Source organism: Citrobacter sp. FP75 (assembly GCF_018342065.1).
GTDB lineage: Bacteria > Pseudomonadota > Gammaproteobacteria > Enterobacterales > Enterobacteriaceae > Citrobacter.
The window spans coordinates 447,955-474,046 of sequence record NZ_JAFDOE010000001.1; the positions used below are offsets into that span (position 1 = coordinate 447,955).

Sequence of the window (26,092 nt, forward strand, 5' to 3'; positions counted from 1 at the left end):
CGTAACAGGCGAACAGTTTTTTGGGAACCGAGAGTGTCAAAGGCAACCGAACAAAACGACAAGCTCAAACGGGCGATAATTATTTCAGCGGTGCTGCATGTCATTTTATTTGCAGCACTGATCTGGAGTTCGTTCGATGAGCACATTGATGCTTCAGGCGGCGGTGGCGGCTCGTCTATTGACGCCGTTATGGTCGATCCTGGTGCCGTTGTTCAACAGTACGATCGCCAACAGCAGCAGCAGGCAAGTGCGAAACGTGCAGAAGAACAGCGTGAAAAACAGGCGCAGCAACAAGCTGAGGAGCTTCGTGAGAAGCAGGCGGCTGAGCAAGAGCGACTGAAGCAGCTGGAAAAAGAACGTTTGGCCGCGCAGGAAAAAGTGCGCGAACAGACGGAGCAGCAAAAACAGGCTGAAGCCGCAGCGGCGAAAGCGCAAGAGCAACAGAAGCAGGCTGAAGAAGCGGCGGCGAAAGCTGCTGCGGACGCGAAGGCCAAAGCGGATGCTCAGGCGAAACAAGCCGCAGAGGCCGCGAAGAAAGCGGCTGCGGACGCACAGAAGCAGGCTGAAGCTGAAGCTGCGAAAGCCGCTGCTGATGCGAAGAAAGTCGCTGAGGTGCAAGCGGCTAAGGCTGCGGCTGACGCTGCGAAAAAAGCCCAGGCAGAAGCCGCTAAACAAGCTGCAGCCGAGAAGGCCGCTGCTGAGAAAGCTGAAAAAGCGGCTGCCGCGAAAGCTGCTGCCGCTGAAAAAGCCGCTGCGGATAAAAAAGCAGCAGCTGAAAAAGCGGCCGCAGACAAGAAAGCGGCCGCCGCCGAAAAAGCAGCAGCCGATAAGAAAGCTGCGGCAGATAAAGCCGCTGCCGCCAAAAAAGCGGCTGCGGAGAAAGCAGCAGCAGCCTCTGGTGTTGACGATCTGTTAGGTGACTTAAGCTCCGGTAAGAATGCACCGAAATCCGGTGGTGGAGCGAAAGGTAGCGGACAACCGGCGAAAGACAGTGGTACAAGTGGTGCAAACGGTGGTGCATCGGGTGCTGATATTAGCGCTTACGCGAAGCAAATTCAGGTCGCGATTCAGAGCCGTCTGTTTGATGCGGGCCTCTATCAGGGGAAACAATGCGTATTGCATATTAACCTTGCGCCAGATGGACGATTGAAGAGTGTGACATCTGAAGGTGGTGATCCTGCACTCTGCCAGGCTGCGTTAGCGGCGGCGAGATCGGCAAGTATTCCTAAACCGCCTAACGAGGCTGTTTACGAAAAGATAAAAGACGCCAAGCTGGACTTTAAACTGTAACCGTTTTCCCGGGTTTTCGGACGAAAACAGTCTAAGGTTGAGACAGAGTTCTGGTAGTTTTGTGTATTTGAGTTTGTTAACATTCTGCTAAATTATCGTGGGCTTTCCGTCCAGATAAGGGAGATATGATGAAGCAGGCATTACGAGTAGCATTTGGTTTTCTGATGCTGTGGGCAGCGGTGCTGCATGCAGAAGTACGTATCGAGATCACCCAAGGGGTGGACTCGGCACGCCCGATTGGTGTTGTCCCGTTCCAGTGGGCAGGGCCGGGTGCTGCACCTGAAGATATCGGCGGTATCGTGGGCGCCGACCTGCGTAACAGCGGTAAATTTAACCCGTTAGATCGTGCTAAGCTGCCGCAGCAGCCGGGTACTGCGGCGGATGTTCAGCCTGCTGCATGGTCTGCGCTGGGTATTGATGCCGTGGTTGTAGGCCAGGTTACGCCGAATCCGGACGGTTCCTACAGCGTGGCTTATCAGTTGGTAGATACCGGCGGTGCGCCGGGTACTGTACTGGCACAGAACACCTATAAAGTGAACAAGCAGTGGCTGCGTTACGCGGGCCATACTGCCAGTGATGAAGTGTTTGAAAAACTGACCGGTATTAAGGGCGCATTCCGTACCCGTATCGCGTACGTTGTTCAGACCAATGGCGGCCAGTTCCCGTATGAATTACGCGTGTCTGACTACGATGGTTATAACCAGTTCGTTGTTCACCGTTCTCCGCAGCCGTTGATGTCTCCGGCATGGTCTCCGGACGGTTCTAAACTGGCCTATGTCACCTTCGAAAGCGGCCGTTCTGCGCTGGTCATCCAGACGCTGTCTAACGGCGCGGTGCGTCAGGTTGCTTCGTTCCCGCGCCACAACGGTGCGCCAGCGTTCTCTCCGGATGGCAGCAAACTGGCGTTTGCACTGTCTAAAACCGGTAGTCTGAACCTGTACGTGATGGACATTGGCTCGGGTCAAATCCGTCAGGTGACTGATGGTCGCAGCAACAACACGGAACCGACCTGGTTCCCAGACAGTCAGAACCTGGCCTTTACCTCTGACCAGGCTGGTCGTCCGCAGGTATACAAAGTTAACGTCAACGGCGGTGCTCCGCAGCGCATTACCTGGGAAGGTTCGCAAAACCAGGATGCAGATGTCAGCAGCGACGGTAAATTTATGGTAATGGTTAGCTCAAACAGTGGGCAGCAGCACATTGCCAAACAAGATCTGGTAGCGGGTGGCGTACAAGTTCTGTCGTCAACGTTCCTGGATGAAACGCCAAGTCTGGCACCTAACGGCACTATGGTAATCTACAGCTCTTCTCAGGGGATGGGATCCGTGCTGAATTTGGTTTCTACAGATGGGCGTTTCAAGGCGCGTCTTCCGGCAACCGATGGTCAGGTTAAATTCCCTGCCTGGTCGCCGTATCTGTGATAATAAATAATTGATTAATAAAGGAATCATTGAAATGCAACTGAACAAAGTGCTGAAAGGGCTGATGATTGCTCTGCCTGTTATGGCTATTGCGGCATGTTCTTCTAACAAGAACGCCAGCAATGACGGCAGCGAAGGCATGCTGGGTGCCGGCACTGGTATGGATGCAAACGGCAGCGGCAACATGTCCTCCGAAGAGCAAGCGCGTCTGCAGATGCAACAGCTGCAGCAGAACAACATCGTATACTTCGATCTGGACAAGTACGATATCCGTTCTGACTTCGCTGCAATGCTGGATGCGCACGCTAACTTCCTGCGTAGCAACCCGTCTTACAAAGTCACCGTAGAAGGTCATGCGGACGAACGTGGTACTCCTGAGTACAACATTTCCCTGGGTGAGCGTCGTGCGAACGCCGTTAAGATGTACCTGCAGGGTAAAGGCGTTTCTGCTGACCAGATCTCCATCGTTTCTTACGGTAAAGAAAAACCTGCAGTACTGGGTCATGACGAAGCGGCTTACTCCAAAAACCGTCGTGCCGTACTGGTTTACTAAGAGAATTGCATGAGCAGTAACTTCAGACATCACCTGTTGGGTCTGTCGTTACTGGTTGGCATAGCGGCCCCCTGGGCCGCTTTTGCACAGGCGCCAATCAGTAGTGTCGGCTCAGGCTCGGTCGAAGACCGTGTCACTCAACTCGAGCGTATTTCTAACGCTCACAGTCAGCTTTTAACCCAGCTTCAGCAACAACTCTCCGATAATCAGTCCGATATTGATTCTCTGCGTGGTCAAATTCAGGAAAGTCAGTATCAGCTGAATCAGGTTGTTGAGCGCCAGAAGCAGATCTTGACGCAGATGGACAGTCTTAGCAGCGGTGGTACGCCTGCGGCACAGCCAGCAGGTGGCGACCAGAGCGGGGCAGCGGCCCCGGCCTCGAATACAGGTGCTGCAGCTACGTCAGGCGTTCCAGCGAGCTCTGGCGATGCGAATACCGATTACAATGCGGCAATCGCGCTGGTGCAGGATAAATCCCGCCAGGACGACGCGATTGAGGCGTTTCAGGACTTCATCAAAAATTATCCTGATTCTACTTACCTGCCAAATGCGAATTACTGGCTGGGACAGTTGAATTATAACAAGGGTAAAAAAGATGATGCTGCGTTCTATTTTGCATCGGTAGTTAAAAACTTCCCAAAATCACCTAAAGCTGCAGACGCGATGTTTAAGGTCGGCGTCATCATGCAGGACAAAGGTGATACAGCAAAAGCTAAAGCGGTTTATCAGCAGGTTATCACTAAATACCCTGGTACTGATGGCGCGAAACAAGCGCAAAAACGCCTCGGCGCGATGTAATGCACACCATGCGACCAGAAATCGTGTTATTTCTGGTCGCGTCGTGTGATTCCTAAGCAGTTGAGTTATATACATCGAAATTTTTGTTGCGCTAAAATCTGAAATCAGTAATATATGCCGCCGTTGCCAAGGGATATCAAACAGCCCGAAAGCGGCGAGAAAAAGTGGGGGCGTTAGCTCAGTTGGTAGAGCAGTTGACTTTTAATCAATTGGTCGCAGGTTCGAATCCTGCACGCCCCACCACTAACTTAGCAGTAAGCAGTATCCAGCGTAGTATCGGGTGATTAGCTCAGCTGGGAGAGCACCTCCCTTACAAGGAGGGGGTCGGCGGTTCGATCCCGTCATCACCCACCACTCGGGGCGTTAGCTCAGTTGGTAGAGCAGTTGACTTTTAATCAATTGGTCGCAGGTTCGAATCCTGCACGCCCCACCAACATTAACATCGTACTCAGATGTTAAACGTGAAGGATAACGTTGCTTTAGCAACGGCCCGTTAGGGCGAGACGAAGTCGAGTCATCCTGCACGCCCCACCAATTATTTGGTGGTTCCGAGTAAAAAATCTTTCAGGCGACACCCGAATGGGGCGTTAGCTCAGTTGGTAGAGCAGTTGACTTTTAATCAATTGGTCGCAGGTTCGAATCCTGCACGCCCCACCAATATCGCGGTGGGTTCCTGAAAAAGAGTAAAGTAGTAAACCCCATATGGGGGCGTTAGCTCAGTTGGTAGAGCAGTTGACTTTTAATCAATTGGTCGCAGGTTCGAATCCTGCACGCCCCACCAGTGTAAAAAGGCGCCCTAAAGGCGCCTTTTTGCTATCTGCGATTTATAAGATTGCCTGATGTGCTTCGCTTATCAGGCCTACAGACGACACTACTCGCGTAGGCCGGATAAGACGCCAGTCGCCATCCGGCATCATCACTCGCAATTATTGTGACTTTTTTACGCCAATCCGCTATCTTGTTTAGCATATAAAACAATTCTAACCGATTATGGCGTTAGTCACGCTTTTACTCGGTTATTTCGTTAAGCCAGTAAAACGAGAAAGCATGATGAGCGTGATATTTGACCCAGAAGCCGCAATCTATCCGTTTCCGCCAAAGCCACTGCCGCTGAGTGCGGATGAAAAACAATTTTATCGCGAAAAAATCAAACGCCTGCTAAAAGAGCGCGATGCCGTGATGGTCGCGCACTATTACACCGATCCTGAAATTCAGCAGTTGGCCGAAGAGACCGGCGGCTGTATTTCTGATTCTCTCGAGATGGCACGGTTTGGCTCAAAGCATTCAGCCTCTACGCTGCTGGTGGCGGGGGTCAGATTTATGGGGGAAACGGCCAAAATTCTGAGCCCGGAAAAAACCATCCTGATGCCGACGCTGCAGGCGGAATGTTCATTAGATCTGGGCTGCCCAATCGATGCGTTCAGCGCATTTTGCAATGCGCATCCTGACCGCACCGTCGTGGTTTACGCCAACACGTCGGCTGCAGTTAAAGCTCGTGCGGACTGGGTGGTGACGTCCAGCATTGCGGTTGAACTAATTGAGCATCTGGATAGTTTAGGCGAAAAAATCATCTGGGCACCGGACAAGCATTTGGGCAACTACGTGCAAAAACAGACCGGGGCCGATGTTCTCTGTTGGCAAGGTGCCTGTATCGTCCATGACGAATTCAAAACTCAGGCATTAACGCGTATGAAAGGGCTATACCCTGATGCCGCCGTGCTGGTGCACCCTGAATCACCTCAATCAATAGTCGATATGGCCGATGCCGTTGGCTCAACCAGCCAGCTTATCAACGCGGCAAAAACGTTACCGCATAAGCAGCTCATCGTGGCGACCGACCGGGGCATTTTTTACAAAATGCAGCAGGCCGTGCCGGACAAAGAGCTGCTTGAAGCGCCGACGGCCGGCGAGGGTGCAACCTGTCGCAGTTGTGCGCATTGCCCGTGGATGGCGATGAACGGCCTCAAGGCGATTGCTGAGGGCCTTGAGCAAGGTGGGGTGGACCATGAGATACATGTTGATGAAGCGCTGCGAGAAGGGGCACTATTGCCGCTAAACCGCATGTTGGATTTTGCGGCTACACTACGAGCTTAAATAAATCATTGCTCTGGGGGAAAAGATGGATTTTTTTAGCACGCAGAATATTTTGGTTCATATCCCGATTGGTGCGGGGGGGTACGATCTGTCGTGGATCGAAGCCGTGGGGACTGTTGCCGGTTTACTGTGTATTGGCCTGGCGAGTCTTGAGAAAATCAGTAACTACTTCTTCGGTCTGATAAACGTCACACTGTTTGCGATCATCTTTTTTCAGATCCAGCTTTACGCCAGCCTGTTATTACAGGTGTTCTTTTTTGCCGCCAATATCTACGGCTGGTATGCCTGGTCCCGGCAAACAAGTCAGCATGAAGCGGAGCTGAAAATTCGCTGGTTGCCGCTGCCGAAAGCGCTAAGCTGGCTGGCAGCTTGCGTGGTGGCGATTGGGCTGATGACGGTATTTATCGATCCGGTCTTCGCGTTTCTGACCCGCATGGCGGTGAACATAATGCAAGGGCTGGGATTACTGGTTGCGGCACCCGAATTGCAACCCGATGCATTCCCGTTCTGGGATTCCTGCATGATGGTGTTGTCGATTGTGGCGATGATCCTGATGACGCGTAAATACGTCGAAAACTGGCTGCTGTGGGTGATCATTAATGTTATCAGCGTGGTGATCTTCGCTTTGCAAGGTGTGTATGCGATGTCGCTGGAATACATGATCCTCACCGTTATCGCGCTTAACGGCAGCAGGATGTGGATTAACAGCGCGCGCGAACGCGGTTCACGCGCGCTGTCCCATTAGTGATGGTGATGTGAATGGCCGGACAGTCCCTGATAAAGGTGACAGTCCGGCCCGTTACATGGTTGATATTCCATCTGGATCGTTGCGTGTTCAATCTGGTAGTGATGAATAAGAAAATGCTGAATACGCTCCAGCAATGCGTCGTGATCGTGCGGTGGGATCACCTGCACATGCAGCGTCATCACCGGTTTTTCACCCACCATCCAGACGTGTACATGGTGCACATTGCGAACTTCAGGAATATCCCGGCTGAGGTGGCGCTGCAGCGCCGAAATATCCAGCGCCAACGGTGCGCCTTCCAGTAATTCGTTCACGCTATCTTTCAATAAACGCCAGGCGCTGCGCAGCACCAGCACGGAAACCAGAATCGACAGGATCGGATCCGCTGGCGTCCAGCCGGTCCAGATAATGATCAGTGCTGCAATGATAGCGCCGACCGAACCCAGTAAATCGCCCATCACGTGCAGGGCCGCAGCGCGAACGTTGAGGTTTTTCTCTTCGTTCCCGCGATGCAACACCCAGAAAGCGAGGATGTTCGCGAGTAAACCCGCAACGGCGATAACCATCATCATGCCGCCTGCCACTGGTCTTGGCGTGTAGAAGCGCTCTATCGCTTCCCAGACGATTAAAATCGTGATCACCACCAGTGCAATAGCGTTCACAAATGCGGCCAGCGTCGTGAGTCTCAGCCAGCCGAAAGTGTGCCGTATCGTGGGGGGGCGACGAGCAAACCGGACAGCCAGCAGTGCAAAAAGTAGTGCTGCTGCATCCGTAAGCATATGCCCGGCGTCCGCCAGCAGCGCCAGCGAGCCTGAAAGTATTCCGCCAACCACCTCAACGAACATAAAGCCAGCCGTAATGCAGAAGGCGAACAGCAGTCGACGGGCATTATTATCTTTAGGCAGGTCATCAGGAGTATGGGTATGTGTGTGCGCCATAATGTCATCCCTTTGTTATTCTCATCATTACTGTATGACATCATACCGGGTTTGGGCTGACAAAATTAAAAAGGAGAGCTTTTGCTCTCCCGTTATTAGCCATATTTTCAGCTTTACTGGGTGGTGCCGTCGGTTTTGGTATCTACATCATTGTTGATGCCGTTTCCGGTCTCTACCTTCTTATTGATATCCGGGCAGCGACCGTCTTTGCACATTGAGTTTTTGTGCATCTCGTCTTTGGACATCCCTTCATGATTCATTGACGAACCGTTCGGATGCAGCATGGTGCCACCTGAATTAATGTTGCTGTTGTCGACATTATTCGGCGCAACGTTCTCGCGTGCGTCCGGAGCTATTTGACCGGCGTCTGCCGAAGAATTTGCCTGACCGTTGTTTGACTGCGCGTTGGTATCTGCAGCCAACGCCGCGCCGCTGGCGAGGCTAAGAGTGGCGGTAAGAAAGAGTGAGGCCAGTTTTGTCATTTGCATAATATGCTCCTGTTATGGTCGATATGTCGGATAACCTCTTCCAACAGTGCATGTGCCAGTTAAATCCTCAGTGGGTGGTTAAATATTTCAGATTGAAAATTAAAACCAGCATAGAATATTGAAATTAATGAGAAAATAAGCTGTTGCAGTTATAAATTGTAGTTTGGATCTCGTTTTTCGCTACTTTATTGCGTTTTTTGGGTTGATTCCAGGATTAATCCGTCCAAAGTGTAAAACCCCGTTTACACTTCATAACTGAAGATATAGATTGGAGGGATTGCATTCATTTATATAAGTATGGCAACGCTGGAATAATCATGAATTATCAGAACGACGATTTACGCATTAAAGAGATCAACGAGTTATTACCCCCAGTCGCACTGCTGGAAAAATTCCCTGCTACTGAAAATGCCGCAAACACGGTGGCGCACGCCCGTAAGGCTATCCATAAAATTCTGAAAGGTAGCGACGATCGCTTGCTGGTGGTGATTGGGCCGTGCTCGATTCATGATCCGGCTGCTGCCAAAGAATATGCCGCTCGCCTGTTGGCGCTGCGTGAAGAGCTAAAAGACGAGCTTGAAATCGTCATGCGCGTTTATTTTGAAAAACCGCGTACTACCGTAGGCTGGAAAGGGCTTATCAACGATCCGCACATGGACAACAGCTTCCAGATCAACGATGGCCTGCGCATTGCGCGTAAGCTGCTTCTGGATATCAACGACAGCGGTTTGCCTGCTGCGGGTGAATTCCTCGATATGATCACCCCGCAATATCTTGCGGACCTGATGAGCTGGGGCGCAATCGGCGCGCGTACTACCGAGTCTCAGGTGCATCGTGAACTGGCGTCCGGTCTGTCCTGCCCGGTTGGTTTTAAAAATGGTACTGATGGCACTATTAAAGTTGCTATTGATGCCATCAACGCCGCTGGTGCGCCGCACTGCTTCCTGTCCGTGACCAAATGGGGTCATTCTGCGATTGTGAATACCAGCGGTAATGGCGATTGTCATATCATTCTGCGCGGCGGCAAAGAGCCGAACTACAGTGCTCAGCACGTTGCAGACGTGAAAGAAGGGCTGGTTAAAGCTGGCCTGTCTGCGCAAGTGATGATCGATTTTAGCCATGCCAATTCCAGCAAACAGTTCAAAAAGCAGATGGATGTTGCAAAAGACGTCTGCGGACAGATTGCCGGTGGAGAAAAAGCGATTATTGGCGTGATGATCGAAAGCCATCTGGTCGAAGGTAATCAGAACCCGGATAGCGGTGAGCCGCTGACCTACGGCAAGAGCATTACCGATGCCTGTATTGGCTGGGAAGATACTGACGCTGTACTGCGCCAGCTGGCGAATGCGGTCAAAGCGCGCCGCGGCTAAAGGTTAGCCTTGCTGAAAAACAAAAAAGCGCGGGTTATCCGCGCTTTTTTTATGTGCCACGAAGAAATTACTTCGCTTTCCCCTGGTTGGCAACGGCAGCAGCTTTTGCTGCGATCTCATCAGCATTACCTAAATAGTAACGTTTGATCGGCTTGAAGTTTTCGTCGAACTCATACACCAGCGGTACGCCGGTCGGGATGTTCAGTTCCAGAATTTCATCTTCGCCCATATTATCCAGGTATTTCACCAGCGCACGCAGAGAGTTACCGTGAGCGGCGATAATCACGCGCTCACCGCTTTTCATGCGCGGCAGAATGGTTTCGTTCCAGTAAGGAATAACGCGCTCGATGGTTAACGCCAGGCTTTCAGTTACCGGCAACTCTTTGTCGGTCAGTTGGGCATAACGCGGATCGTGACCCGGATAACGCTCGTCATCTTTGGTCAGCTCCGGTGGGGTGACTGCAAAGCCACGACGCCATTGCTTAACCTGCTCATCACCGTATTTTTCAGCGGTTTCAGCTTTATTCAGACCTTGCAGCGCGCCGTAATGGCGTTCGTTCAGCTTCCAGGATTTCTCAACTGGTAGCCACGCCTGATCCAGTTCGTCCAGCACGTTCCACAGGGTGTGGATGGCACGTTTCAGCACAGAGGTATAAGCAAAATCGAAGCTGTAGCCTTCCTCTCGCAGCAGCTTACCTGCCGCTTTTGCTTCGCCCACGCCTTTCTCAGACAGGTCCACATCATACCAACCGGTAAAGCGGTTTTCGTTGTTCCACTGACTTTCACCGTGACGTACCAGAACCAGCTTAGTTACAGCCATACACTCACTCCTATAAATCATATTGAATGATAATAATTCTCATTATATTGCCGTAATGCGTCAGCGGCAATGGTTATCCTTATACAATAGCGAAAATTAGGCATTAGTGTAAGAAACATGTAAATGAGACGTTGTGTTGGGGCGAAAGGAGAGTGTCTGAGCGTCAGAGGCAAAACAGGGACGAAATTTTCAGCGGTTTTTCGGCCTGAGAATTGTTCAAAATGTGAAAATCCTCATATCAAAAAGTCAATCAAACAGAATTATAGTACCTCACTCATTACTGCCTTTAGATGTCTTCAAGTATGCTATTCATAATTTATGAGTAAACGTGCAAACGATTAATTTTCCGTCAAAGAGTGCGAGTTATTTCACTTTCCTTATCAAGTGTCGTATTTGAGGGTATTTATTATGTCTGGCGCAATCAGTTCTCTTGAAAGTGTTATTTTACCTGTTGCCGTAAAACTGGGAAAACAGGTGCATGTCAACGCGATTAAAAATGGTTTTATCAGATTAATGCCTCTGACGCTTGTTGGGGCAATGTTTGTGCTCATTAACAATGTTTTTCTTAATTTTGCTGAAGGATCATTTTTCTGGTCTATGGGTATACGCCTGGATGGGGGAACAATTGCGTATCTGGAAAAAATACAGATAATTGGTAGCAGCGTCTATAATGGAACGCTGGGGATTATGTCACTCATGACGCCATTTTTTATTGGCATGGCGCTTGCCGAAGAGCGAAAAGTTGATCCTCTTGCCGCAGGATTATTATCAATTGCCGCATTTATAACCGTGACTCCATTTACCGTTGGCGGCATCAATGGTATTGGTCCAAATTGGCTGGGCGGTGCTAATATTATTTCCGGGATCATTATTGGGTTGGCGGTTGCTGAATTATTCGCTTTTATTATCCGTCGCCAGTGGGTTATCAAATTACCTGATAGCGTCCCGGAGTCGGTATCTCGGTCGTTTACTGCATTAATTCCCGGATTTATCATTCTTTTGTTGATGGGACTGACCTCGTGGGGACTGTCGTTGGCGGGGACGCATTTTCACCAGGTGATCATGAATTCAATTGCGACGCCGCTTGCGTCACTCGGGAGCATCGTGGGGTGGGCCTATGTGATATTTAATTCGTTGCTGTGGTTTTTTGGCGTTCACGGGGGTCTGGCATTAACTGCGCTAAATAGCGGTATTCTCGGTCCGTGGGGCATGGAAAACATGGCTGTCTATACCCAGTATGGTTCGATCGACGCCGCTCTGGCTGCAGGTAAAACATTCCATTTCTGGACCGGGCCTATGCTGGAATCTTATGTTTACCTGGGAGGAACAGGTGCGACGCTAAGTCTGATATTTGCGATTTTCATCGCTTCTCGTCGGGCAGACTACCGGCAGGTTGCCAAAATGGCGCTGCCGTCGGGGCTGTTTAATATCAACGAGCCCATATTGTTTGGTTTGCCGATCATTATGAATCCGGTATTAATGATCCCCTTTGTGCTTATTCAACCGATCCTGGCAGGTATCACATTATTAGTCTATTCATTGGGCATAATTCCACCCTCCACAAATTTTGCACCGTGGACAATGCCGCCGGGCCTGGGTGCATTCTTCAACTCTAATGGCAGTATTGCCGCATTGATTATGGCTTTAGTGAATCTTGCCGTGGCGACAATGATTTATCTACCATTTGTCATTATTGCCAATAAAGCACAAAACGTCATTGATGAAGAAGAGAGCGAAGCCGATATTGCGGCAGCATTGAAATTTTAATAAGGATGTACCATGGAAATCAGCACGGTTCATGAGAGTCAGTTTTTAAGGGGTAATGATTTTTATTTCTTTATTCTGGATAAAACAGAAAGTGTGAGTGGACTGCACCAACACGACTATTATGAGTTTACTCTTGTTCTGACAGGAAGTTGCCGCCAGGAGATAAACGGTAAACGCGTGATTATGGAACGTGGTGATTTTGTCTTTATTCCGGTTGGTTCTTATCATCAAACCTTTTATGACTATGGCGTTACGCGCATTTTAAACATGGGGGTGAGCAAACGCTATTTTTCTGAACATTATCTGGAAATGCTGCCATCCTGTTTTATCGCGTCGCAATGCTATGCTATGTCAAACGCGTTTTTAACGTTTATAGAAGCTACGCTGTCAACACTGGACATACACCAAAATGAATGTGAGGAGTTCAATAAATTACTCACTTTTTATGTGGTTAATCGTTTACGGCATTATGAAGATAACCCACAACTGGAGTCCATACCGGGCTGGTTAGTTCAGTTGGTGAGAGAAATGCACAAAAAATCGATGTTTGCTGATAATGCGTTGGAAAATATGGTCCGATTATCAGGAAAAACGCAATCGTATCTCACGCGAGCGACCAATCGTTATTATCAAAAAACACCTGGGCAAATAATCAATGATATTCGCATCAACTTTTGTAAAAAACAGTTAGAGACAACTAATTTCTCAGTGGCTGATATTTCATTTGAGGCGGGTTTTAGTAGTCCGGGTATTTTTATAAATAATTTTAAAAAGTTGACGTCATTCACACCTGGAAATTATCGAAGGAGTTTGGCGTGTCCGAAGAAATAACATGGTTATTGATAATATATAGCAAATAAATAAAATTTTAAAGAAAGCAGAATGCTGCTTTCAGGAGCTAAAATGAAAAAATTAAAAGTGGTCACCATTGGTGGCGGGAGTAGCTATACTCCGGAACTACTCGACGGCTTTATTAAGCGCTATCATGAGTTACCCGTCAGCGAACTGTGGCTGGTGGATGTCGCAGAAGGTAAAGAAAAACTCGATATCATTTATGCACTTTGTCAACGCATGGTCGCTCGTGCTGGTATACCAATAGTTATCCATAAGTCTCTGAATCGTCAGGAAGCGTTGCAGGACGCCGACTTTGTTACGACTCAATTTCGTGTCGGTCAGCTAAAGGCGCGCGAACAGGATGAGAGAATTCCGCTATCACAGGGGTATCTGGGGCAAGAAACTAACGGAGCGGGTGGATTATTTAAAGGTCTGCGCACCATTCCGGTCATTTTCGATATTGTGCAGGATGTTCAGAACATTTGCCCACAAGCATGGATCATTAATTTTACAAATCCAGCAGGGATGGTGACTGAAGCGGTATATCGGCATACCGATTTTAAACGTTTCATTGGCGTCTGTAATGTCCCGGTAGGTATGCGGATGCTGATAGAAGATCTGCTGTCGTTAACCAAAGAGGATCAGCTTTCTATTGATCTGTTTGGTCTGAATCATCTGGTTTTCATTCGGGACGTACAGGTTAATGGACAATCGCGCTTTGCTGAGGTGCTCGATCGCGTCGCATCAGGGACAATAAACGGTAGCACAGTAAAGAATATTTTCAGCCTGCCGTTTAGTCGTGGACTGCTACGTTCGCTGAATTTGCTGCCCTGTTCTTATCTTCTTTATTATTTCAAACATAAAGAGATGCTGGCAATAGAAATGGCTGAGTACTATAAAGGCAGCGTTCGCGCCCAGGTGGTACAGGAATTAGAACATAAACTATTCGATATTTATAAAAATCCGCAACTGGATACTAAACCTGCAGAACTGGATGCCCGTGGCGGTGCTTATTACTCCGATGCAGCCTGTGAAGTTATTAATGCAATTTACAATGATAAACAGACCGAACATTATCTTAATATTCCTCATTATGGGCACATAGATAATATTCCTGCTGAATGGGCAGTAGAAATGACCTGTCTGTTAGGGCGCAATGGTGTCACGCTGCATCCACGCGTCACTCATTTTGACGAGAAGGTTTTAGGGCTGATTTACACCATCAAAGGCTTCGAAATTGCCGCCTCTCACGCCGCATTGAGCGGGCGTATGGACGATGTTTTGTTGGCGCTGAATCTCAACCCTTTGGTTGATTCGGACCGGAGCGCTGAAATTTTAGCCTGCGAAATGCTGGTGGCTAATAAAAACTATCTGCCGCAGTTTGCCGATGCCATTGCCAGCCTTCAATCAGGCGCAAATCAACAATGAGGTCAGTTTATGACGAAAATATTGATTGTGAATGCTGATGATTTTGGCTTAAGCCCAGGTACTAACTACGGCATTATTGAAGCCCATCGCCATGGGATAGTGACGTCAACGACGGCTATGATGAACGCCACGGGTATTGAACATGCGGCAGCACTTAGCGCCGATTTTCCCGCACTTGGCGTAGGCCTACATTTTGTTCTTAGCTACGGTAAGCCATTGTCACACATGCCTTCACTGGTGAGAGAGGGAGTGCTAGGTAAGTGGCTGTGGGAAACCGCTGAAAGGGGGTTACTCCAAAATGATGAAATTGTGGCTGAATTACACCAGCAATATGACCGTTTCGTCTCTCTTTTTGATCGGGTACCAACGCATATTGATAGCCATCATCATGCCCACTTTATTCCTCAAGTTTGGGAGCATGTTGCGAGTTTTGCACGTGAGAAGGGGCTTCCATTGCGTATCGACTGGCAGGCAACACGCCAGCAGAATATTACGGTGCAGGATGTTCGCGGTGTCGATTATTTCATCAATGATTTTTATGCTGAAAACGTTTCATCCCGCTTCATTCTTGATGCGCTGGAGCGTGCAACCGACGAAAATGAACACATTATTGAACTGATGTGCCATCCAGGTTTCGTCGATAAGATTGTTATGCAAAGCCGCTATTGCTATCCGCGACTGGATGAACTGGAGGTGCTAACGTCACCTGCACTTAAGCAGTACATAATTGAGCAGGGGTTCCGACTGGGAAATTATACCGATCTGTGACGTTATGCCCGGTATGCTCATACTACCGGGCAAATGATGTTGATCAGGCTGCAATAAACCGGTATTCCGTCACGCTGGCGTATTCTTCGCCAGGGCGCAGGAAGCAGTCTGGCTGCGGCCATTCCGGATGGTTCGGGCTGTCCGGCAGGAACTCGCTTTCCAGTGCCAGGCCTTGCCAGTCGGCGTAAGCTTCTGGGCCACGGGATGGCGTACCGCCGAGGAAATTCCCGGAATAGAACTGCAATGCCGGGGCAGAGGTATAGACTTCCATCTGCAGTTTTTCATCCTGCGACCACAGATGCGCGATCGGTTTGCGGACATCGCCTTGTGCCTGTAGCAGGAAGGCATGATCGTAACCTTTTACTTTCCGCTGATCGTCATCGGCCAAAAATTCGCTGTCGATAACTTTCGCTACGCGGAAATCGAACGAGGTACCCGCCACCGGCTTCAGGCCGTTGTGTGGGATACCCATCTCATCAACCGGTAAGTACTCATCCGCCAGAATTTGCAGCTTATGCTGGCGTACATCCGTTTTGTCGCCGTCGAGATTAAAATAGACGTGATTGGTCAGATTCACCGGGCAGGGCTTATCCACCGTGGCGCGGTAGGTTATCGAAATACGATTATCGTCAGTCAGGCGATACTGCGCGGTGGCGCAAAGATGACCAGGAAAACCCTGGTCGCCATCGTCAGACGTTAAGGCAAACAGCACCTGGCGGTCATTCTGATTGACTATCTGCCAGCGGCGTTTGTCGAAACCGTCCGGCCCGCCGTGCAGCTGGTTTTCGCCCTGGCTTGGCAGTAGTTCAACGGTTTCACCGGCGAAGGTGTAGCGGCTGTTAGCGATACGGTTCGCGTAGCGGCCAATTGAAGCCCCCAGAAATGCAGCCTGTGCCGGGTATTGTTCCGGGCTGGCGCAGCCGAGCAATGCTTCGCGCACGCTACCATCGCTGAGCGGAATGCGGGCCGACAGCAGGGTCGCGCCCCAGTCCATCAGCGTGACCACCATTCCTGCGTCATTGCGCAGGGTGAGCAGGCGAAACGGCTGACCGTCCGGAGCCTGCACGGGGATTTCGTTTAACATTGTCCGGCTCCTTGTGAGGGTTTGCAGACGTAGAATGTTTCTTTGATACCGGTTTTTGCTTCGTACTGCTCGGCGACAGCCTGTTGAACGGCAGGCACCAAATCTTGCGGGATCAGCGCCACGATGCAGCCGCCGAAGCCGCCGCCGGTCATGCGCACGCCGCCTTTGTCGCCAATGGTCGCTTTAACGATTTCCACCAGGGTATCAATTTGCGGCACGGTAATTTCGAAATCATCGCGCATGGATGCGTGAGATTCCGCCATCAGCTGACCCATGCGCAGCAGATCGCCTTTTGCCAGGGCTTCTGCGGCATCCACGGTGCGGGCATTTTCTGTGATCACGTGGCGTACGCGTTTGGCAACGACCGGATCCAGCTCATGCGCGACGGCGTTGAATGCGTCAAGGCTGACATCACGTAGCGCAGGCTGTTGGAAGAAACGCGCACCGGTTTCACACTGCTCGCGGCGGGTGTTGTACTCACTACCGACCAGCGTACGTTTGAAGTTACTGTTGATGATCACCACCGCGACGCCTTCAGGCATAGAAACCGCTTTAGTGCCCAGCGTACGGCAGTCAATCAGCAGCGCATGATCCTTCTTGCCAAGCGCGGAGATCAGCTGATCCATAATGCCGCAGTTGCAGCCAACGAACTGGTTTTCGGCTTCCTGACCGTTCAGGGCAATCTGTGCGCCGTCGAGCGGAAGATGATAAAGCTGCTGGAACACGGTGCCCACGGCAACTTCCAGTGACGCAGAAGAGCTTAAGCCCGCGCCCTGCGGCACGTTGCCGCTGATCACCAGATCCGCACCGCCAAAGGTGTTATTACGCTTTTGCAGGTGTTTTACCACGCCGCGTACATAGTTTGACCACTGCTGGCTATCGTGCGCGATAATCGGCGCATCAAGTGAGAACTCATCAATCTGATTGTCGTAGTCAGCGGCGATCACACGGACTTTGCGATCGTCACGCGGTGCGCAACTAATGACGGTTTGATAGTCGATGGCGCAGGGCAGGACGAAGCCGTCGTTATAATCGGTATGCTCGCCAATCAGGTTGACGCGCCCCGGAGCCTGGATCGTATGGGTGGCAGGGTAGCCAAAAGTTTCAGCAAACAGAGATTGTGTTTTTTCTTTCAGACTCATTTTTTAAACTCCGGATTCGCGAAAATGGATGTCACTGACCGCGCGCAGACGTTCAGCTGCTTGTTCTGCCGTCAGGTCGCGCTGGGTTTCTGCCAGCATTTCGTAACCGACCATAAATTTACGCACGGTCGCAGAACGCAGCAGCGGCGGATAGAAATGTGCGTGCAACTGCCAGTGTTGATTCTCTTCGCCATTAAACGGCGCGCCGTGCCAGCCCATAGAGTAGGGGAATGAGCACTGGAACAGGTTGTCGTAACGGCTGGTCAGCTTTTTCAGCGCCAGCGCCAGGTCGGCACGCTGCTCGTCGGTCAAATCGGTAATACGCAACACATGTGCTTTCGGCAGCAGCAGCGTTTCGAACGGCCACGCCGCCCAGTAAGGCACAACCGCCAGCCAGTGCTCGGTTTCCACCACCGTGCGGCTGCCGTCTGCCAGCTCACGCTGGACGTAATCGACCAGCATCGGTTTGCCCTGTTCGGCGAAATAAGTTCTTTGCAGGCGGTCTTCACGTTCGGCTTCGTTGGGCAGGAAGCTGTTGGCCCAAATTTGTCCGTGCGGATGCGGGTTTGAACATCCCATCGCCGCGCCTTTATTCTCAAAGACCTGCACCCAGGGATAGGTTTTTCCTAAGTCTTCGGTCTGTTCCTGCCACGTTTTCACAATTTCTGTCAGTGCAGGTACGCTGAGTTCCGGCAGCGTTTTGCTGTGATCGGGCGAGAAGCAAATCACGCGGCTGGTACCGCGCGCGCTCTGACAGCGCATCAACGGATCGTGACTGTCCGGCGCGTCCGGGGTATCTGACATCAGCGCCGCAAAGTCATTGGTGAAGACATAGGTCCCGGTGTAATCCGGGTTTTTGTCGCCGGTAACGCGGGTATTGCCGGCACACAGGAAGCAGTCCGGGTCATGCGCAGGCAGTACCTGCTTAGACGGCGTTTCCTGTGCCCCTTGCCACGGGCGTTTTGCGCGATGCGGCGACACGAGGATCCACTGCCCGGTTAGCGGGTTAAAGCGGCGGTGTGGATGATCGACAGGATTGAATTGCGTCATGATGGGTCCTTAATCCGAATATCCCTGCGGATGGCGTGACTGCCAGTGCCAGGTGTCTTGCGCCATTTCGTCCAGTGTGCGGGTTACGCGCCAGTTCAGTTCACGGTCAGCTTTGCTGGCATCTGCCCAGTAGGCCGGGAGATCGCCGTCACGACGCGGGGCAAAATGGTAGTTAATAGGTTTACCGCAGGCTTTGCTGAAGGCGTTGACCACGTCCAGCACGCTGCTGCCGACACCCGCGCCGAGGTTATAAATATGCACACCTTGCTTACCCGCCAGTTTTTCCATGGCGACAACGTGTCCATCGGCGAGATCCATCACGTGGATGTAATCGCGAACGCCGGTGCCATCTTCGGTAGGGTAGTCGTTGCCAAATACGGCAAGCGACTCGCGGCGGCCAACGGCAACCTGAGCAATGTAAGGCATCAGATTGTTGGGAATGCCTTGCGGATCTTCACCCATATCACCTGACGGATGTGCGCCAACCGGGTTAAAGTAGCGCAGCAGGGCGATGCTCCACTCCGGCTGGGCTTTTTGCAGATCGGTCAGGATCTGCTCGACCATCAGTTTGCTTTTGCCGTACGGGCTTTGCGGTGTTCCGGTGGGGAAGCTTTCAACGTAAGGAATTTGCGGCTGATCGCCATAGACGGTTGCGGAGGAGCTGAAAATGAAGTTTTTCACGTTGGCGGCGCGCATTGCATTCACCAGACGCAGAGTGCCGTTGACGTTGTTGTCATAGTACTCCAGCGGTTTGGCAACCGATTCGCCCACGGCTTTTAACCCGGCAAAATGGATGACCGTATCAATGGCGTGATCGTGCAGAATTTCGGTGATCAGCGCTTCGTTGCGGATATCCCCTTCAACGAAGGTCGGGTGTTTTCCGCCCAAACGCTCAATAACGGGCAGCACGCTGCGCTTGCTGTTGCAGAGATTATCAAGGATCACCACCTCGTGACCGTTTTTCAGCAATTGCACACAAGTGTGGCTTCCTATGTAACCGCTACCACCTGTAACCAATACTCTCATAATTCGCTCCGTTAAGCCTATGGTATGCAATAACCATAGCATAACAAAGATGCGAAAAGTGTGACATGGAATAAATTAGTGGAATCGTTTACACTCCGGTATTTTCATTACGGCGAGATAATTATTCGATTATAAATCATAATGTTGTGCAATGAATGCCGCTTTTATCCGAAAAAAACAGTAGAAAAATGGGCGCGATTACACGCCCTGGAATGAAAATTAGCGCAGAGATGTTTGTCGATAGGCATAGATTTCGCCGTCAGGCACAAACTCCAGTCGATGAGTTATACAGGCTGGCGCATCTTCGGCGTGATGAGAAACGAACAACAACTGAGTGTCACCTTCGCCAATCAGCACATCCACAAAACGGCGGATCAGCTGGCGATTGAGCGGATCCAGCCCCTGCAAGGGCTCATCGAGGATCAACAACGTAGGGTGTTTAACCAGCGCGCGAACAATCAGCGCCAGCCGCTGCTGGCCCCAGGAAAGGCTGTGGAACGGCGCGTCGGCGGTGCGTTTATCGATGCCCAGAATGTCTAACCACTGTTGTACCAGCTTGCGCTGTCGGTCGGAAACGGCCTGATAAATACCGATTGAATCAAAGTAGCCAGAGAGGATCACGTTGCGTACCGTGGTGCTGACGCGGTAATCCAGATGCAGGCTGCTGCTGACATAGCCAATGTGTTTCTTAATATCCCAGATGGTTTCACCGCTGCCGCGACGACGACCGAACAGCGTCAGATCGTTACTGTATCCTTGTGGATGATCGCCAGTGATTAAACTGAGTAGGGTGGATTTCCCCGCGCCATTTGGACCGATAATTTGCCAGTGTTCGCCCGGGCTAACTTGCCAGCTCAGGCGATGCAGAATGGGGCGGTCGTTATACGAGACGACGCCATCGTTGAGCACAATACGCGGTTCATTTTCAGGCAGCGTGTGACGCACTGAAGGCTCATCCGGCTCGGGTAACTGAATACCTTCCAGTCGTTCGCTATGGGCAAGTTGAGCGATTAATGCCTGTTGCAGAAGGTCGGCTTTCGCGCCGGTTTCAGTCAGGGTGCAATCGGCAAGTACACCGGCAAACTGCACAAATTCAGGAATTTCATCAAAGCGGTTGAGAACCAGAACCAGCGTAAAACCCGAGCGATTCAACGTGGCGAGCAAATCCGCTAACTGACGACGTGATGCAACGTCCAGTCCATCAAACGGCTCATCAAGGATCAGCAATTCCGGTTCGGACATCAGCGCCTGACAGAGCAGGGTTTTACGCGTTTCACCGGTAGATAGATATTTGAAACGTCTGTTGAGCAGATGCGCAATGCCAAACTGTTGCGCCAGTGCAGCGCAGCGGGCGGGATCGTTGACCTCATCCTTAATAATTTCTGCTGTAGTGCGCCCGGTGTCGTCTTCACCGGGGCTAAGGAGATCGGTGTTGTTACGCTGCCATTCGTCGCTGACCAGCTGTTGCAGCTGCTCAAAAGAGAGCCGGGTGATACGCGTGAACTGACAGTGGCGCTCACCTTTTAACTGCGGCAACTCACCCGCCAGCGCACGGGCCAGCGCGGATTTCCCGCTACCGTTAGAGCCAACAAACGCCCAGCTATCACCCACGTTTAACGTCAACGCATCTAACTGGAGCGTTTTTGTGTCGCTAAGACGAAACGTGCCTTGCGAAATTTGCAATGATGACATTTTGTATCCCATTTTTTGCAGCGTTGAATAACAGGGATACGTGTTCTGCAAGCCGATGTCAATCGACTCAACACAACGTGGCGATAATCACTCTGTCAGCGTTGAAAAAAGCGGTGACGTTAGCGCCTTCCTGTAACGTCGCAGCGTCGTCAGACGGAACCGTGGCGCACAGCGTCTGGCCATCTGGCAGCGCCATTAACACTTCGCACTGTTCCGCACCGCGTTCGATGTGGCTGATTGTTCCTTGCAACTGGTTATCGGCGGCCTGAGCGATAGCATCGTCCTGGGTAATTCCCACCCACGGCGCTTTCAACAGAATCAATACTTCTTTGCCTTCATCAAGACCCAGACGCTCACCGCTCTGTGCGGTAATCGCCACTTTCAACCGCGTTTCGCCATCGGCCAGCAGGACGTCGACATGTTGTTGGACCTGATCGTGGTCGCGTGCGGTAATCGTGCCAAACCACTGGTTACGGGCGCTGGTTTGCAGTGAAAAACGGGAGATGGCCGCCAGCAAACTATTCAGCGGCAGCGCATCGTCGTCGCTCAGGACATCAAAGGCTTTTTGTTGAATTTGTGCGAGTAAATCATACAGTTGGATCAGGCGTTGACCGTAGCGGGTTAATACCGCACCGCCACCGCCTTTACCGCCGGTGGCACGTTCTACCAGCGTCTGCTCACTGAGCTGGTTCATCTCGTTAATGGCGTCCCAGGCGCTTTTATAACTGATACCTGCATCCTTCGCGCCCTGACTGATAGAGCCGGAAAGCGCAATGTGCTTAAGTAGCGAAATGCGGCGGGGATCGGCAAATAGCTTTTGCTGAAGTTTCAGGGTAAGAAGGATTTCGGCCTGCATATCAAGCTCCTGGTAAAAAGGATATTGTGACGGAAAACCGCGCGCGCGCAAAGCCGACCGCACAAAAGGGGAGTGCAATTCTGCGTTATGGGGTTAAAATACACCAAGGACTATATCTGGAGTTGATCATGTTAGAGTTATTGAAAAGTCTGGTATTCGCCGTAATCATGGTTCCTGTGGTCATGGCCATCATTCTGGGGCTGATTTACGGACTGGGTGAAGTGTTCAACATTTTTTCCGGTATCGGTCAGAAAGACCAGTCCAAGCAGAATCATTGATTCCCCAAAACGGATTCTCCAAACGCCCGCTCAAGCGGGCGTTTATATTTTTAGCCTTCCTGTCCGTGTATCTCTGGCGATAGTTTCTCAAGATCCTGCTTTCCCTGCCGATATTTTCTCTGTGTAACCTCTAATTGGTATCAATAACCACTGGGAAAATCCTGATTAACTCGTTATATTTGCGCCTACATAACGAAACTCAAAGGAGTTACAGATGGCACGTACATGGTTACGCTTGTTTGCAGGGGCAACACTCTCTCTTTCTGTTGCCGGACATGCATTGGCGGATGAAGGCAAAATCACGGTGTTTGCCGCGGCTTCGCTGACTAACGCGATGCAGGACATTGCCGCACAGTATAAAAAAGAGAAGAACGTGGATGTCGTCTCCTCTTTTGCCTCTTCTTCTACGCTGGCTCGCCAGATTGAAGCGGGCGCACCGGCCGATCTGTTTATTTCTGCCGATCAGAAATGGATGGATTATGCGGTAGACAAAAAATCTATCGATACTGCATCGCGTAAAACGTTGCTCGGTAACAGCCTGGTGGTTGTAGCGCCGAAAGCGAGCGAGCAGAAAGAGTTTGCCATCGACAGTAAAACCAACTGGACCAGTCTGTTGAACGGCGGGCGTCTGGCGGTCGGCGACCCGGAACATGTTCCGGCGGGCATTTATGCTAAGGAAGCACTGCAAAAATTGGGTGCATGGGATACCCTGGCGCCGAAACTGGCTCCTGCTGAAGACGTACGCGGTGCTCTGGCATTGGTAGAGCGTAATGAAGCGCCGCTGGGGATCGTCTATGGTTCCGATGCTGTAGCCAGCAAAGGTGTTAAAGTTGTCGCGACTTTCCCGGAAGATTCACACAAAAAAGTGGAATACCCCATCGCAATTGTTGATGGGCACTCTAACGCAACGGTCAGCGCGTTCTATGATTACCTGAAAGGACCGCAGGCTGCTGAAATCTTTAAACGTTATGGATTTACGACCAAGTAATGATACTCAGCGATCCTGAATGGCAGGCCGTTATACTGAGCCTGAAAGTTTCTTCCCTGGCCGTGTTGTTTAGCCTGCCGTTTGGGATCTTCTTTGCCTGGCTACTTGTGCGTTGCAAGTTTCCAGGTAAAGCACTGCTCGACAGCGTGCTGCATTTGCCGCTGGTTCTGCCTCCGGTGGTGGTCGGCTATCTGCTGTTAGTTGCCATGGGGCGGCGCGGATTCATCGGCGAATGGCTGTACGACTGGTTTGGAATTACGTTTGCTTTTAGCTGGCGCGGCGCGGTTCTGGCTGCGGCGGTGATGTCTTTCCCGCTCATGGTGCGGGCCATCCGTCTGGCGCTCGAAGGCGTAGACGTCAAGCTGGAGCAGGCCGCCCGCACGCTGGGGGCCGGTCGCTGGCGCGTATTCCTGACCATCACCTTACCGCTAATGCTGCCGGGCATTATCGTCGGCACGGTGCTGGCGTTCGCCCGCTCGCTTGGCGAGTTCGGCGCGACGATTACCTTCGTTTCCAATATTCCTGGCGAAACCCGCACCATCCCTTCGGCGATGTACACCCTGATCCAGACCCCGGGCGGCGAAAGCGCGGCGGCAAGGCTTTGTATTATCTCTATTGTGCTGGCGTTAATTTCTCTGCTGATTTCTGAGTGGCTGGCGCGCATCAGCCGCGAGCGGACGGGGCGATAATCATGCTGGAACTTAATTTCTCCCAGACGTTAGGCGCGCACTGTCTGACGCTCAACGAAACGCTGCCTGCCAGTGGGATCACCGCGATTTTTGGCGTTTCCGGCGCGGGTAAAACCTCGCTAATTAACGCCATCAGCGGCCTGACCAGGCCACAGTCCGGGCGCATTGTGCTCAATGGTCGGGTATTAAACGACGTTGAAAACGGTATTTGCTTAACGCCTGAAAAACGTCGTGTAGGTTATGTTTTTCAGGATGCGCGGCTGTTCCCGCATTATAAAGTACGCGGTAATCTGCGCTACGGTATGGCGAAAAGCATGGCCGGACAATTTGATAAGCTGGTGGCGTTGCTGGGTATTGAGCCGCTGCTTGACCGTCTGCCCGGTAGTCTTTCCGGAGGTGAAAAGCAGCGCGTAGCCATTGGTAGGGCGCTGCTTACCGCACCAGAGCTGATGCTACTCGATGAGCCGCTGGCGTCGCTGGATATACCGCGTAAGCGTGAACTGCTGCCTTATCTGCAACGCCTGGCGCGCGAGATCAACATCCCTATGCTGTACGTCAGCCACTCGCTCGATGAAATTTTGCACCTGGCAGACAAAGTGATGGTGCTGGAAAATGGACAGGTGAAAGCGTTTGGTTCGCTGGAGGATGTCTGGGGCAGCAGCGTGATGCATCCCTGGCTGCCGAAAGAGCAGCAAAGCAGCATTCTGAAAGTCAGCGTGCTGGAACATCACCCACACTATGCGATGACCGCGCTGGCGCTCGGCGATCAGCATTTGTGGGTCAATAAGCTGGAACAGCCGCTGCAAACCGCGCTGCGTATTCGTATTCAGGCATCCGATGTTTCGCTGGTATTGCAGCCGCCGCAGCAGACCAGTATTCGCAACGTGTTGCGGGCAAAGGTCGCGCAGTGCTATGACGACAATGGACAGGTGGAAGTGCAGCTTGAGGTTGGTGGGAAAACGCTGTGGGCGAGGATCAGCCCGTGGGCCAGGGATGAGTTGGGTATCAAACCTGGCCTGTGGCTGTACGCACAAATTAAGAGCGTGTCGATTACTGCCTGATTACAGCAGGTGAGAGTAGATAAATTTCGCGATGCTGTCGGTGGTGTTGTCACCAATCACGATGTTGGCGCGGGCTTTTACCGCGTCGTCCGCATTCCCCATCGCGACGCCGATACCTGCGGCTTCCAGCATGCTGATATCGTTAAAGTTGTCGCCAAAGGCGATAACATTCTCCATTGACCCGCCTTGCGTTTCAATCCACTGGGTCAGGCGACGCCCTTTGCTGTTGCCTTTGCGGGCCACGTCGACCTGATCGTGCCAGGACCACTCGCACTCCAGCCCCAGCTGTTGCTCAACATGTTTTCCAAACTGCTGCAGTTTCGGGATGTCTTCGTCGGTCAGGGCAAATTTCCACACGGCATCAACATCATGTGCGGCCTGCGCCAGCGACGGTACCTGAGTAAAGGTCGGGCGCTGTTCCGGCGGCAGGGTTTGCGCCCAGTTCGCGGTGCGTACCACATGCCCGGTTGGGCGCTCATACAGCATCGCGTCATCCACATACATCAGACCGTGGATCTGATGCGCCTCCAGCAGATCGATCAGCTGTAATGCTTGGTCCACAGGAAGGGGATCGGATTCCAGTACCTTTTTTGCCTGATAATCATACAAGTAGGTGCCATTGCAGCAAATTGCAGGTGTATCCAGCGCCAGTGCCTGATAAAAAGGATGAATAGCAACGTGATGGCGACCCGTGACAATGATAAGTTGATAACCGGCTTCTCTGGCGCGTGAGAGCGCTTCGAGAGAAGAGGGCAGCAAGGTTTTTTTCGGGGTTAACAGGGTACCGTCTAAATCCAGGGCAATCACGCGAGTGGTCATCAGTTATTCCAGATTAAGGTTGAGAATTTTGTCTGCTGGAATGGTACACCGAGTCGGCAGTCGGACAAAATTCTGAGTCTTAATTAAGCATTC

25 protein-coding genes and 5 tRNA genes are annotated in these 26,092 nt (G+C 51.4%); 20 read left to right on the forward strand and 10 right to left on the reverse strand.

Features of this window, described 5'->3' with window-relative positions; translation table 11 throughout:
• Window positions 1–33: 33 nt before the first annotated feature.
• The 11 genes from tolA (at window position 34) to pnuC (ending at window position 6,901) form a co-directional block, all read left to right on the forward strand.
• The gene (gene tolA, locus JQ822_RS02075) at window positions 34–1,290 is read left to right on the forward strand and encodes a cell envelope integrity protein TolA (protein WP_213132073.1); all 1,257 of its coding nucleotides are present in this window, start codon (window positions 34–36) and stop codon (window positions 1,288–1,290) included.
• Window positions 1,291–1,418: 128 nt separating this feature from the next.
• On the forward strand, window positions 1,419–2,711 hold the full coding sequence (tolB, locus tag JQ822_RS02080) for a Tol-Pal system beta propeller repeat protein TolB (protein WP_135322611.1): 1,293 nt from the start codon (window positions 1,419–1,421) through the stop codon (window positions 2,709–2,711).
• Window positions 2,712–2,745: 34 nt separating this feature from the next.
• A complete protein-coding gene (gene pal / locus JQ822_RS02085) occupies window positions 2,746–3,264 on the forward strand; it encodes a peptidoglycan-associated lipoprotein Pal (RefSeq protein WP_006685431.1) in 519 nt (172 codons plus the stop codon).
• 9 nt (window positions 3,265–3,273) lie between these two features.
• Window positions 3,274–4,062, forward strand: a complete 789-nt coding sequence (gene cpoB, locus JQ822_RS02090) for a cell division protein CpoB (RefSeq protein WP_213132074.1) — start codon at window positions 3,274–3,276, stop codon at window positions 4,060–4,062.
• A gap of 167 nt (window positions 4,063–4,229) precedes the next feature.
• Window positions 4,230–4,305: transfer RNA gene (locus tag JQ822_RS02095), tRNA-Lys, on the forward strand.
• A gap of 35 nt (window positions 4,306–4,340) precedes the next feature.
• Window positions 4,341–4,416, forward strand: a tRNA-Val gene (locus tag JQ822_RS02100).
• A 3-nt stretch (window positions 4,417–4,419) separates the two neighbouring features.
• A tRNA-Lys gene (locus JQ822_RS02105) sits at window positions 4,420–4,495 on the forward strand.
• A 148-nt stretch (window positions 4,496–4,643) separates the two neighbouring features.
• Window positions 4,644–4,719, forward strand: a tRNA-Lys gene (locus tag JQ822_RS02110).
• 48 nt (window positions 4,720–4,767) lie between these two features.
• Window positions 4,768–4,843, forward strand: a tRNA-Lys gene (locus JQ822_RS02115).
• Between the two features lie 269 nt (window positions 4,844–5,112).
• Entirely contained in the window at window positions 5,113–6,156 is a 1,044-nt protein-coding gene (nadA, locus tag JQ822_RS02120) for a quinolinate synthase NadA (RefSeq protein WP_213132952.1), read from the forward strand.
• A gap of 25 nt (window positions 6,157–6,181) precedes the next feature.
• Complete coding sequence (gene pnuC, locus JQ822_RS02125; protein ID WP_213132075.1) at window positions 6,182–6,901, forward strand: nicotinamide riboside transporter PnuC; 720 nt, start codon at window positions 6,182–6,184, stop codon at window positions 6,899–6,901.
• Here the strand turns inward: pnuC and zitB are convergent.
• Both zitB and JQ822_RS02135 read right to left on the reverse strand, forming a co-directional pair.
• Window positions 6,898–7,839 carry a CDF family zinc transporter ZitB gene (gene zitB, locus JQ822_RS02130; protein WP_213132076.1) on the reverse strand — a complete coding sequence of 314 codons (942 nt, stop codon included), beginning with the start codon at window positions 7,837–7,839 and terminating at the stop codon, window positions 6,898–6,900. The two genes, pnuC and zitB, sit on opposite strands and share 4 nt — an antisense overlap.
• Before the next feature lie 113 nt (window positions 7,840–7,952).
• Entirely contained in the window at window positions 7,953–8,327 is a 375-nt protein-coding gene (locus tag JQ822_RS02135) for a YbgS-like family protein (RefSeq protein WP_213132077.1), read from the reverse strand.
• 317 nt (window positions 8,328–8,644) lie between these two features.
• Here JQ822_RS02135 and aroG point away from each other — a divergent pair, with 317 nt between their 5' ends.
• A complete protein-coding gene (gene aroG, locus JQ822_RS02140; protein ID WP_213132078.1) occupies window positions 8,645–9,697 on the forward strand; it encodes a 3-deoxy-7-phosphoheptulonate synthase AroG in 1,053 nt (350 codons plus the stop codon).
• A 67-nt stretch (window positions 9,698–9,764) separates the two neighbouring features.
• Here aroG and gpmA read toward each other — a convergent pair whose 3' ends face one another.
• Window positions 9,765–10,517, reverse strand: coding sequence for a 2,3-diphosphoglycerate-dependent phosphoglycerate mutase (gene gpmA / locus JQ822_RS02145; protein ID WP_096757810.1), 753 nt, complete (start codon window positions 10,515–10,517; stop codon window positions 9,765–9,767).
• A 408-nt stretch (window positions 10,518–10,925) separates the two neighbouring features.
• Here gpmA and chbC point away from each other — a divergent pair, with 408 nt between their 5' ends.
• From chbC to chbG, 4 genes are all read left to right on the forward strand, one after another.
• Window positions 10,926–12,284 carry a PTS N,N'-diacetylchitobiose transporter subunit IIC gene (gene chbC, locus JQ822_RS02150; RefSeq protein ID WP_213132079.1) on the forward strand — a complete coding sequence of 453 codons (1,359 nt, stop codon included), beginning with the start codon at window positions 10,926–10,928 and terminating at the stop codon, window positions 12,282–12,284.
• A 12-nt stretch (window positions 12,285–12,296) separates the two neighbouring features.
• Window positions 12,297–13,115: a transcriptional regulator ChbR gene (gene chbR / locus JQ822_RS02155; RefSeq protein ID WP_213132080.1), complete on the forward strand. Its 819-nt coding sequence runs from the start codon at window positions 12,297–12,299 to the stop codon at window positions 13,113–13,115.
• Between the two features lie 72 nt (window positions 13,116–13,187).
• A complete protein-coding gene (locus JQ822_RS02160; protein WP_213132081.1) occupies window positions 13,188–14,546 on the forward strand; it encodes a 6-phospho-beta-glucosidase in 1,359 nt (452 codons plus the stop codon).
• A 9-nt stretch (window positions 14,547–14,555) separates the two neighbouring features.
• Window positions 14,556–15,314, forward strand: coding sequence for a chitin disaccharide deacetylase (chbG, locus tag JQ822_RS02165; protein WP_213132082.1), 759 nt, complete (start codon window positions 14,556–14,558; stop codon window positions 15,312–15,314).
• A gap of 43 nt (window positions 15,315–15,357) precedes the next feature.
• On the opposite strand, the gene galM is transcribed toward chbG, so the two are convergent.
• The 6 genes from galM to modE form a co-directional block, all read right to left on the reverse strand.
• Entirely contained in the window at window positions 15,358–16,398 is a 1,041-nt protein-coding gene (gene galM, locus JQ822_RS02170; protein ID WP_213132083.1) for a galactose-1-epimerase, read from the reverse strand.
• Window positions 16,392–17,540 carry a galactokinase gene (galK, locus tag JQ822_RS02175; RefSeq protein WP_213132084.1) on the reverse strand — a complete coding sequence of 383 codons (1,149 nt, stop codon included), beginning with the start codon at window positions 17,538–17,540 and terminating at the stop codon, window positions 16,392–16,394. The genes galM and galK overlap by 7 nt, the downstream gene beginning before the upstream one ends.
• Before the next feature lie 3 nt (window positions 17,541–17,543).
• The gene (gene galT, locus JQ822_RS02180) at window positions 17,544–18,590 is read right to left on the reverse strand and encodes a galactose-1-phosphate uridylyltransferase (protein ID WP_213132085.1); all 1,047 of its coding nucleotides are present in this window, start codon (window positions 18,588–18,590) and stop codon (window positions 17,544–17,546) included.
• Between the two features lie 9 nt (window positions 18,591–18,599).
• A complete protein-coding gene (gene galE, locus JQ822_RS02185) occupies window positions 18,600–19,616 on the reverse strand; it encodes a UDP-glucose 4-epimerase GalE (RefSeq protein WP_213132086.1) in 1,017 nt (338 codons plus the stop codon).
• Window positions 19,617–19,835: 219 nt separating this feature from the next.
• Window positions 19,836–21,308 (reverse strand): molybdate ABC transporter ATP-binding protein ModF, encoded by a 1,473-nt coding sequence (modF, locus tag JQ822_RS02190; RefSeq protein WP_213132087.1) that lies wholly within the window; start codon window positions 21,306–21,308, stop codon window positions 19,836–19,838.
• 67 nt (window positions 21,309–21,375) lie between these two features.
• The gene (gene modE, locus JQ822_RS02195; protein WP_213132088.1) at window positions 21,376–22,164 is read right to left on the reverse strand and encodes a molybdenum-dependent transcriptional regulator; all 789 of its coding nucleotides are present in this window, start codon (window positions 22,162–22,164) and stop codon (window positions 21,376–21,378) included.
• 128 nt (window positions 22,165–22,292) lie between these two features.
• On the opposite strand from modE, the gene JQ822_RS02200 reads away from it, so the two are divergent.
• The 4 genes from JQ822_RS02200 (at window position 22,293) to modC (ending at window position 25,180) form a co-directional block, all read left to right on the forward strand.
• Window positions 22,293–22,442 (forward strand): AcrZ family multidrug efflux pump-associated protein, encoded by a 150-nt coding sequence (locus JQ822_RS02200; RefSeq protein WP_085047482.1) that lies wholly within the window; start codon window positions 22,293–22,295, stop codon window positions 22,440–22,442.
• 214 nt (window positions 22,443–22,656) lie between these two features.
• Window positions 22,657–23,430, forward strand: coding sequence for a molybdate ABC transporter substrate-binding protein (gene modA, locus JQ822_RS02205; protein ID WP_213132089.1), 774 nt, complete (start codon window positions 22,657–22,659; stop codon window positions 23,428–23,430).
• Window positions 23,430–24,119, forward strand: a complete 690-nt coding sequence (gene modB, locus JQ822_RS02210; protein ID WP_213132090.1) for a molybdate ABC transporter permease subunit — start codon at window positions 23,430–23,432, stop codon at window positions 24,117–24,119. Before modA ends, modB begins: the two co-directional genes overlap by 1 nt.
• 2 nt (window positions 24,120–24,121) lie before the next feature.
• The gene (modC, locus tag JQ822_RS02215) at window positions 24,122–25,180 is read left to right on the forward strand and encodes a molybdenum ABC transporter ATP-binding protein ModC (RefSeq protein ID WP_213132091.1); all 1,059 of its coding nucleotides are present in this window, start codon (window positions 24,122–24,124) and stop codon (window positions 25,178–25,180) included.
• Here modC and JQ822_RS02220 read toward each other — a convergent pair whose 3' ends face one another.
• The gene (locus JQ822_RS02220; RefSeq protein WP_213132092.1) at window positions 25,181–25,999 is read right to left on the reverse strand and encodes a pyridoxal phosphatase; all 819 of its coding nucleotides are present in this window, start codon (window positions 25,997–25,999) and stop codon (window positions 25,181–25,183) included.
• Between the last annotated feature and the right edge of the window lie 93 nt (window positions 26,000–26,092).

Bases quoted from the DNA above. Each gene is read 5' to 3' on its own strand.
- modE (WP_213132088.1), bottom strand. From the start codon at position 22,164: ATGCAGGCCGAAATCCTTCTTACCCTGAAACTTCAGCAAAAGCTATTT.
- JQ822_RS02160 (WP_213132081.1), top strand. From the start codon at position 13,188: ATGAAAAAATTAAAAGTGGTCACCATTGGTGGCGGGAGTAGCTATACT.
- nadA (WP_213132952.1), top strand. From the start codon at position 5,113: ATGAGCGTGATATTTGACCCAGAAGCCGCAATCTATCCGTTTCCGCCA.
- tolB (WP_135322611.1), top strand. From the start codon at position 1,419: ATGAAGCAGGCATTACGAGTAGCATTTGGTTTTCTGATGCTGTGGGCA.
- modA (WP_213132089.1), top strand. From the start codon at position 22,657: ATGGCACGTACATGGTTACGCTTGTTTGCAGGGGCAACACTCTCTCTT.
- chbC (WP_213132079.1), top strand. From the start codon at position 10,926: ATGTCTGGCGCAATCAGTTCTCTTGAAAGTGTTATTTTACCTGTTGCC.
- pnuC (WP_213132075.1), top strand. From the start codon at position 6,182: ATGGATTTTTTTAGCACGCAGAATATTTTGGTTCATATCCCGATTGGT.
- chbG (WP_213132082.1), top strand. From the start codon at position 14,556: ATGACGAAAATATTGATTGTGAATGCTGATGATTTTGGCTTAAGCCCA.
- JQ822_RS02220 (WP_213132092.1), bottom strand. From the start codon at position 25,999: ATGACCACTCGCGTGATTGCCCTGGATTTAGACGGTACCCTGTTAACC.
- galK (WP_213132084.1), bottom strand. From the start codon at position 17,540: ATGAGTCTGAAAGAAAAAACACAATCTCTGTTTGCTGAAACTTTTGGC.
- zitB (WP_213132076.1), bottom strand. From the start codon at position 7,839: ATGGCGCACACACATACCCATACTCCTGATGACCTGCCTAAAGATAAT.
- gpmA (WP_096757810.1), bottom strand. From the start codon at position 10,517: ATGGCTGTAACTAAGCTGGTTCTGGTACGTCACGGTGAAAGTCAGTGG.
- chbR (WP_213132080.1), top strand. From the start codon at position 12,297: ATGGAAATCAGCACGGTTCATGAGAGTCAGTTTTTAAGGGGTAATGAT.
- JQ822_RS02200 (WP_085047482.1), top strand. From the start codon at position 22,293: ATGTTAGAGTTATTGAAAAGTCTGGTATTCGCCGTAATCATGGTTCCT.
- pal (WP_006685431.1), top strand. From the start codon at position 2,746: ATGCAACTGAACAAAGTGCTGAAAGGGCTGATGATTGCTCTGCCTGTT.
- galT (WP_213132085.1), bottom strand. From the start codon at position 18,590: ATGACGCAATTCAATCCTGTCGATCATCCACACCGCCGCTTTAACCCG.
- modF (WP_213132087.1), bottom strand. From the start codon at position 21,308: ATGTCATCATTGCAAATTTCGCAAGGCACGTTTCGTCTTAGCGACACA.
- cpoB (WP_213132074.1), top strand. From the start codon at position 3,274: ATGAGCAGTAACTTCAGACATCACCTGTTGGGTCTGTCGTTACTGGTT.
- JQ822_RS02135 (WP_213132077.1), bottom strand. From the start codon at position 8,327: ATGCAAATGACAAAACTGGCCTCACTCTTTCTTACCGCCACTCTTAGC.
- aroG (WP_213132078.1), top strand. From the start codon at position 8,645: ATGAATTATCAGAACGACGATTTACGCATTAAAGAGATCAACGAGTTA.
- galE (WP_213132086.1), bottom strand. From the start codon at position 19,616: ATGAGAGTATTGGTTACAGGTGGTAGCGGTTACATAGGAAGCCACACT.
- galM (WP_213132083.1), bottom strand. From the start codon at position 16,398: ATGTTAAACGAAATCCCCGTGCAGGCTCCGGACGGTCAGCCGTTTCGC.
- modB (WP_213132090.1), top strand. From the start codon at position 23,430: ATGATACTCAGCGATCCTGAATGGCAGGCCGTTATACTGAGCCTGAAA.
- modC (WP_213132091.1), top strand. From the start codon at position 24,122: ATGCTGGAACTTAATTTCTCCCAGACGTTAGGCGCGCACTGTCTGACG.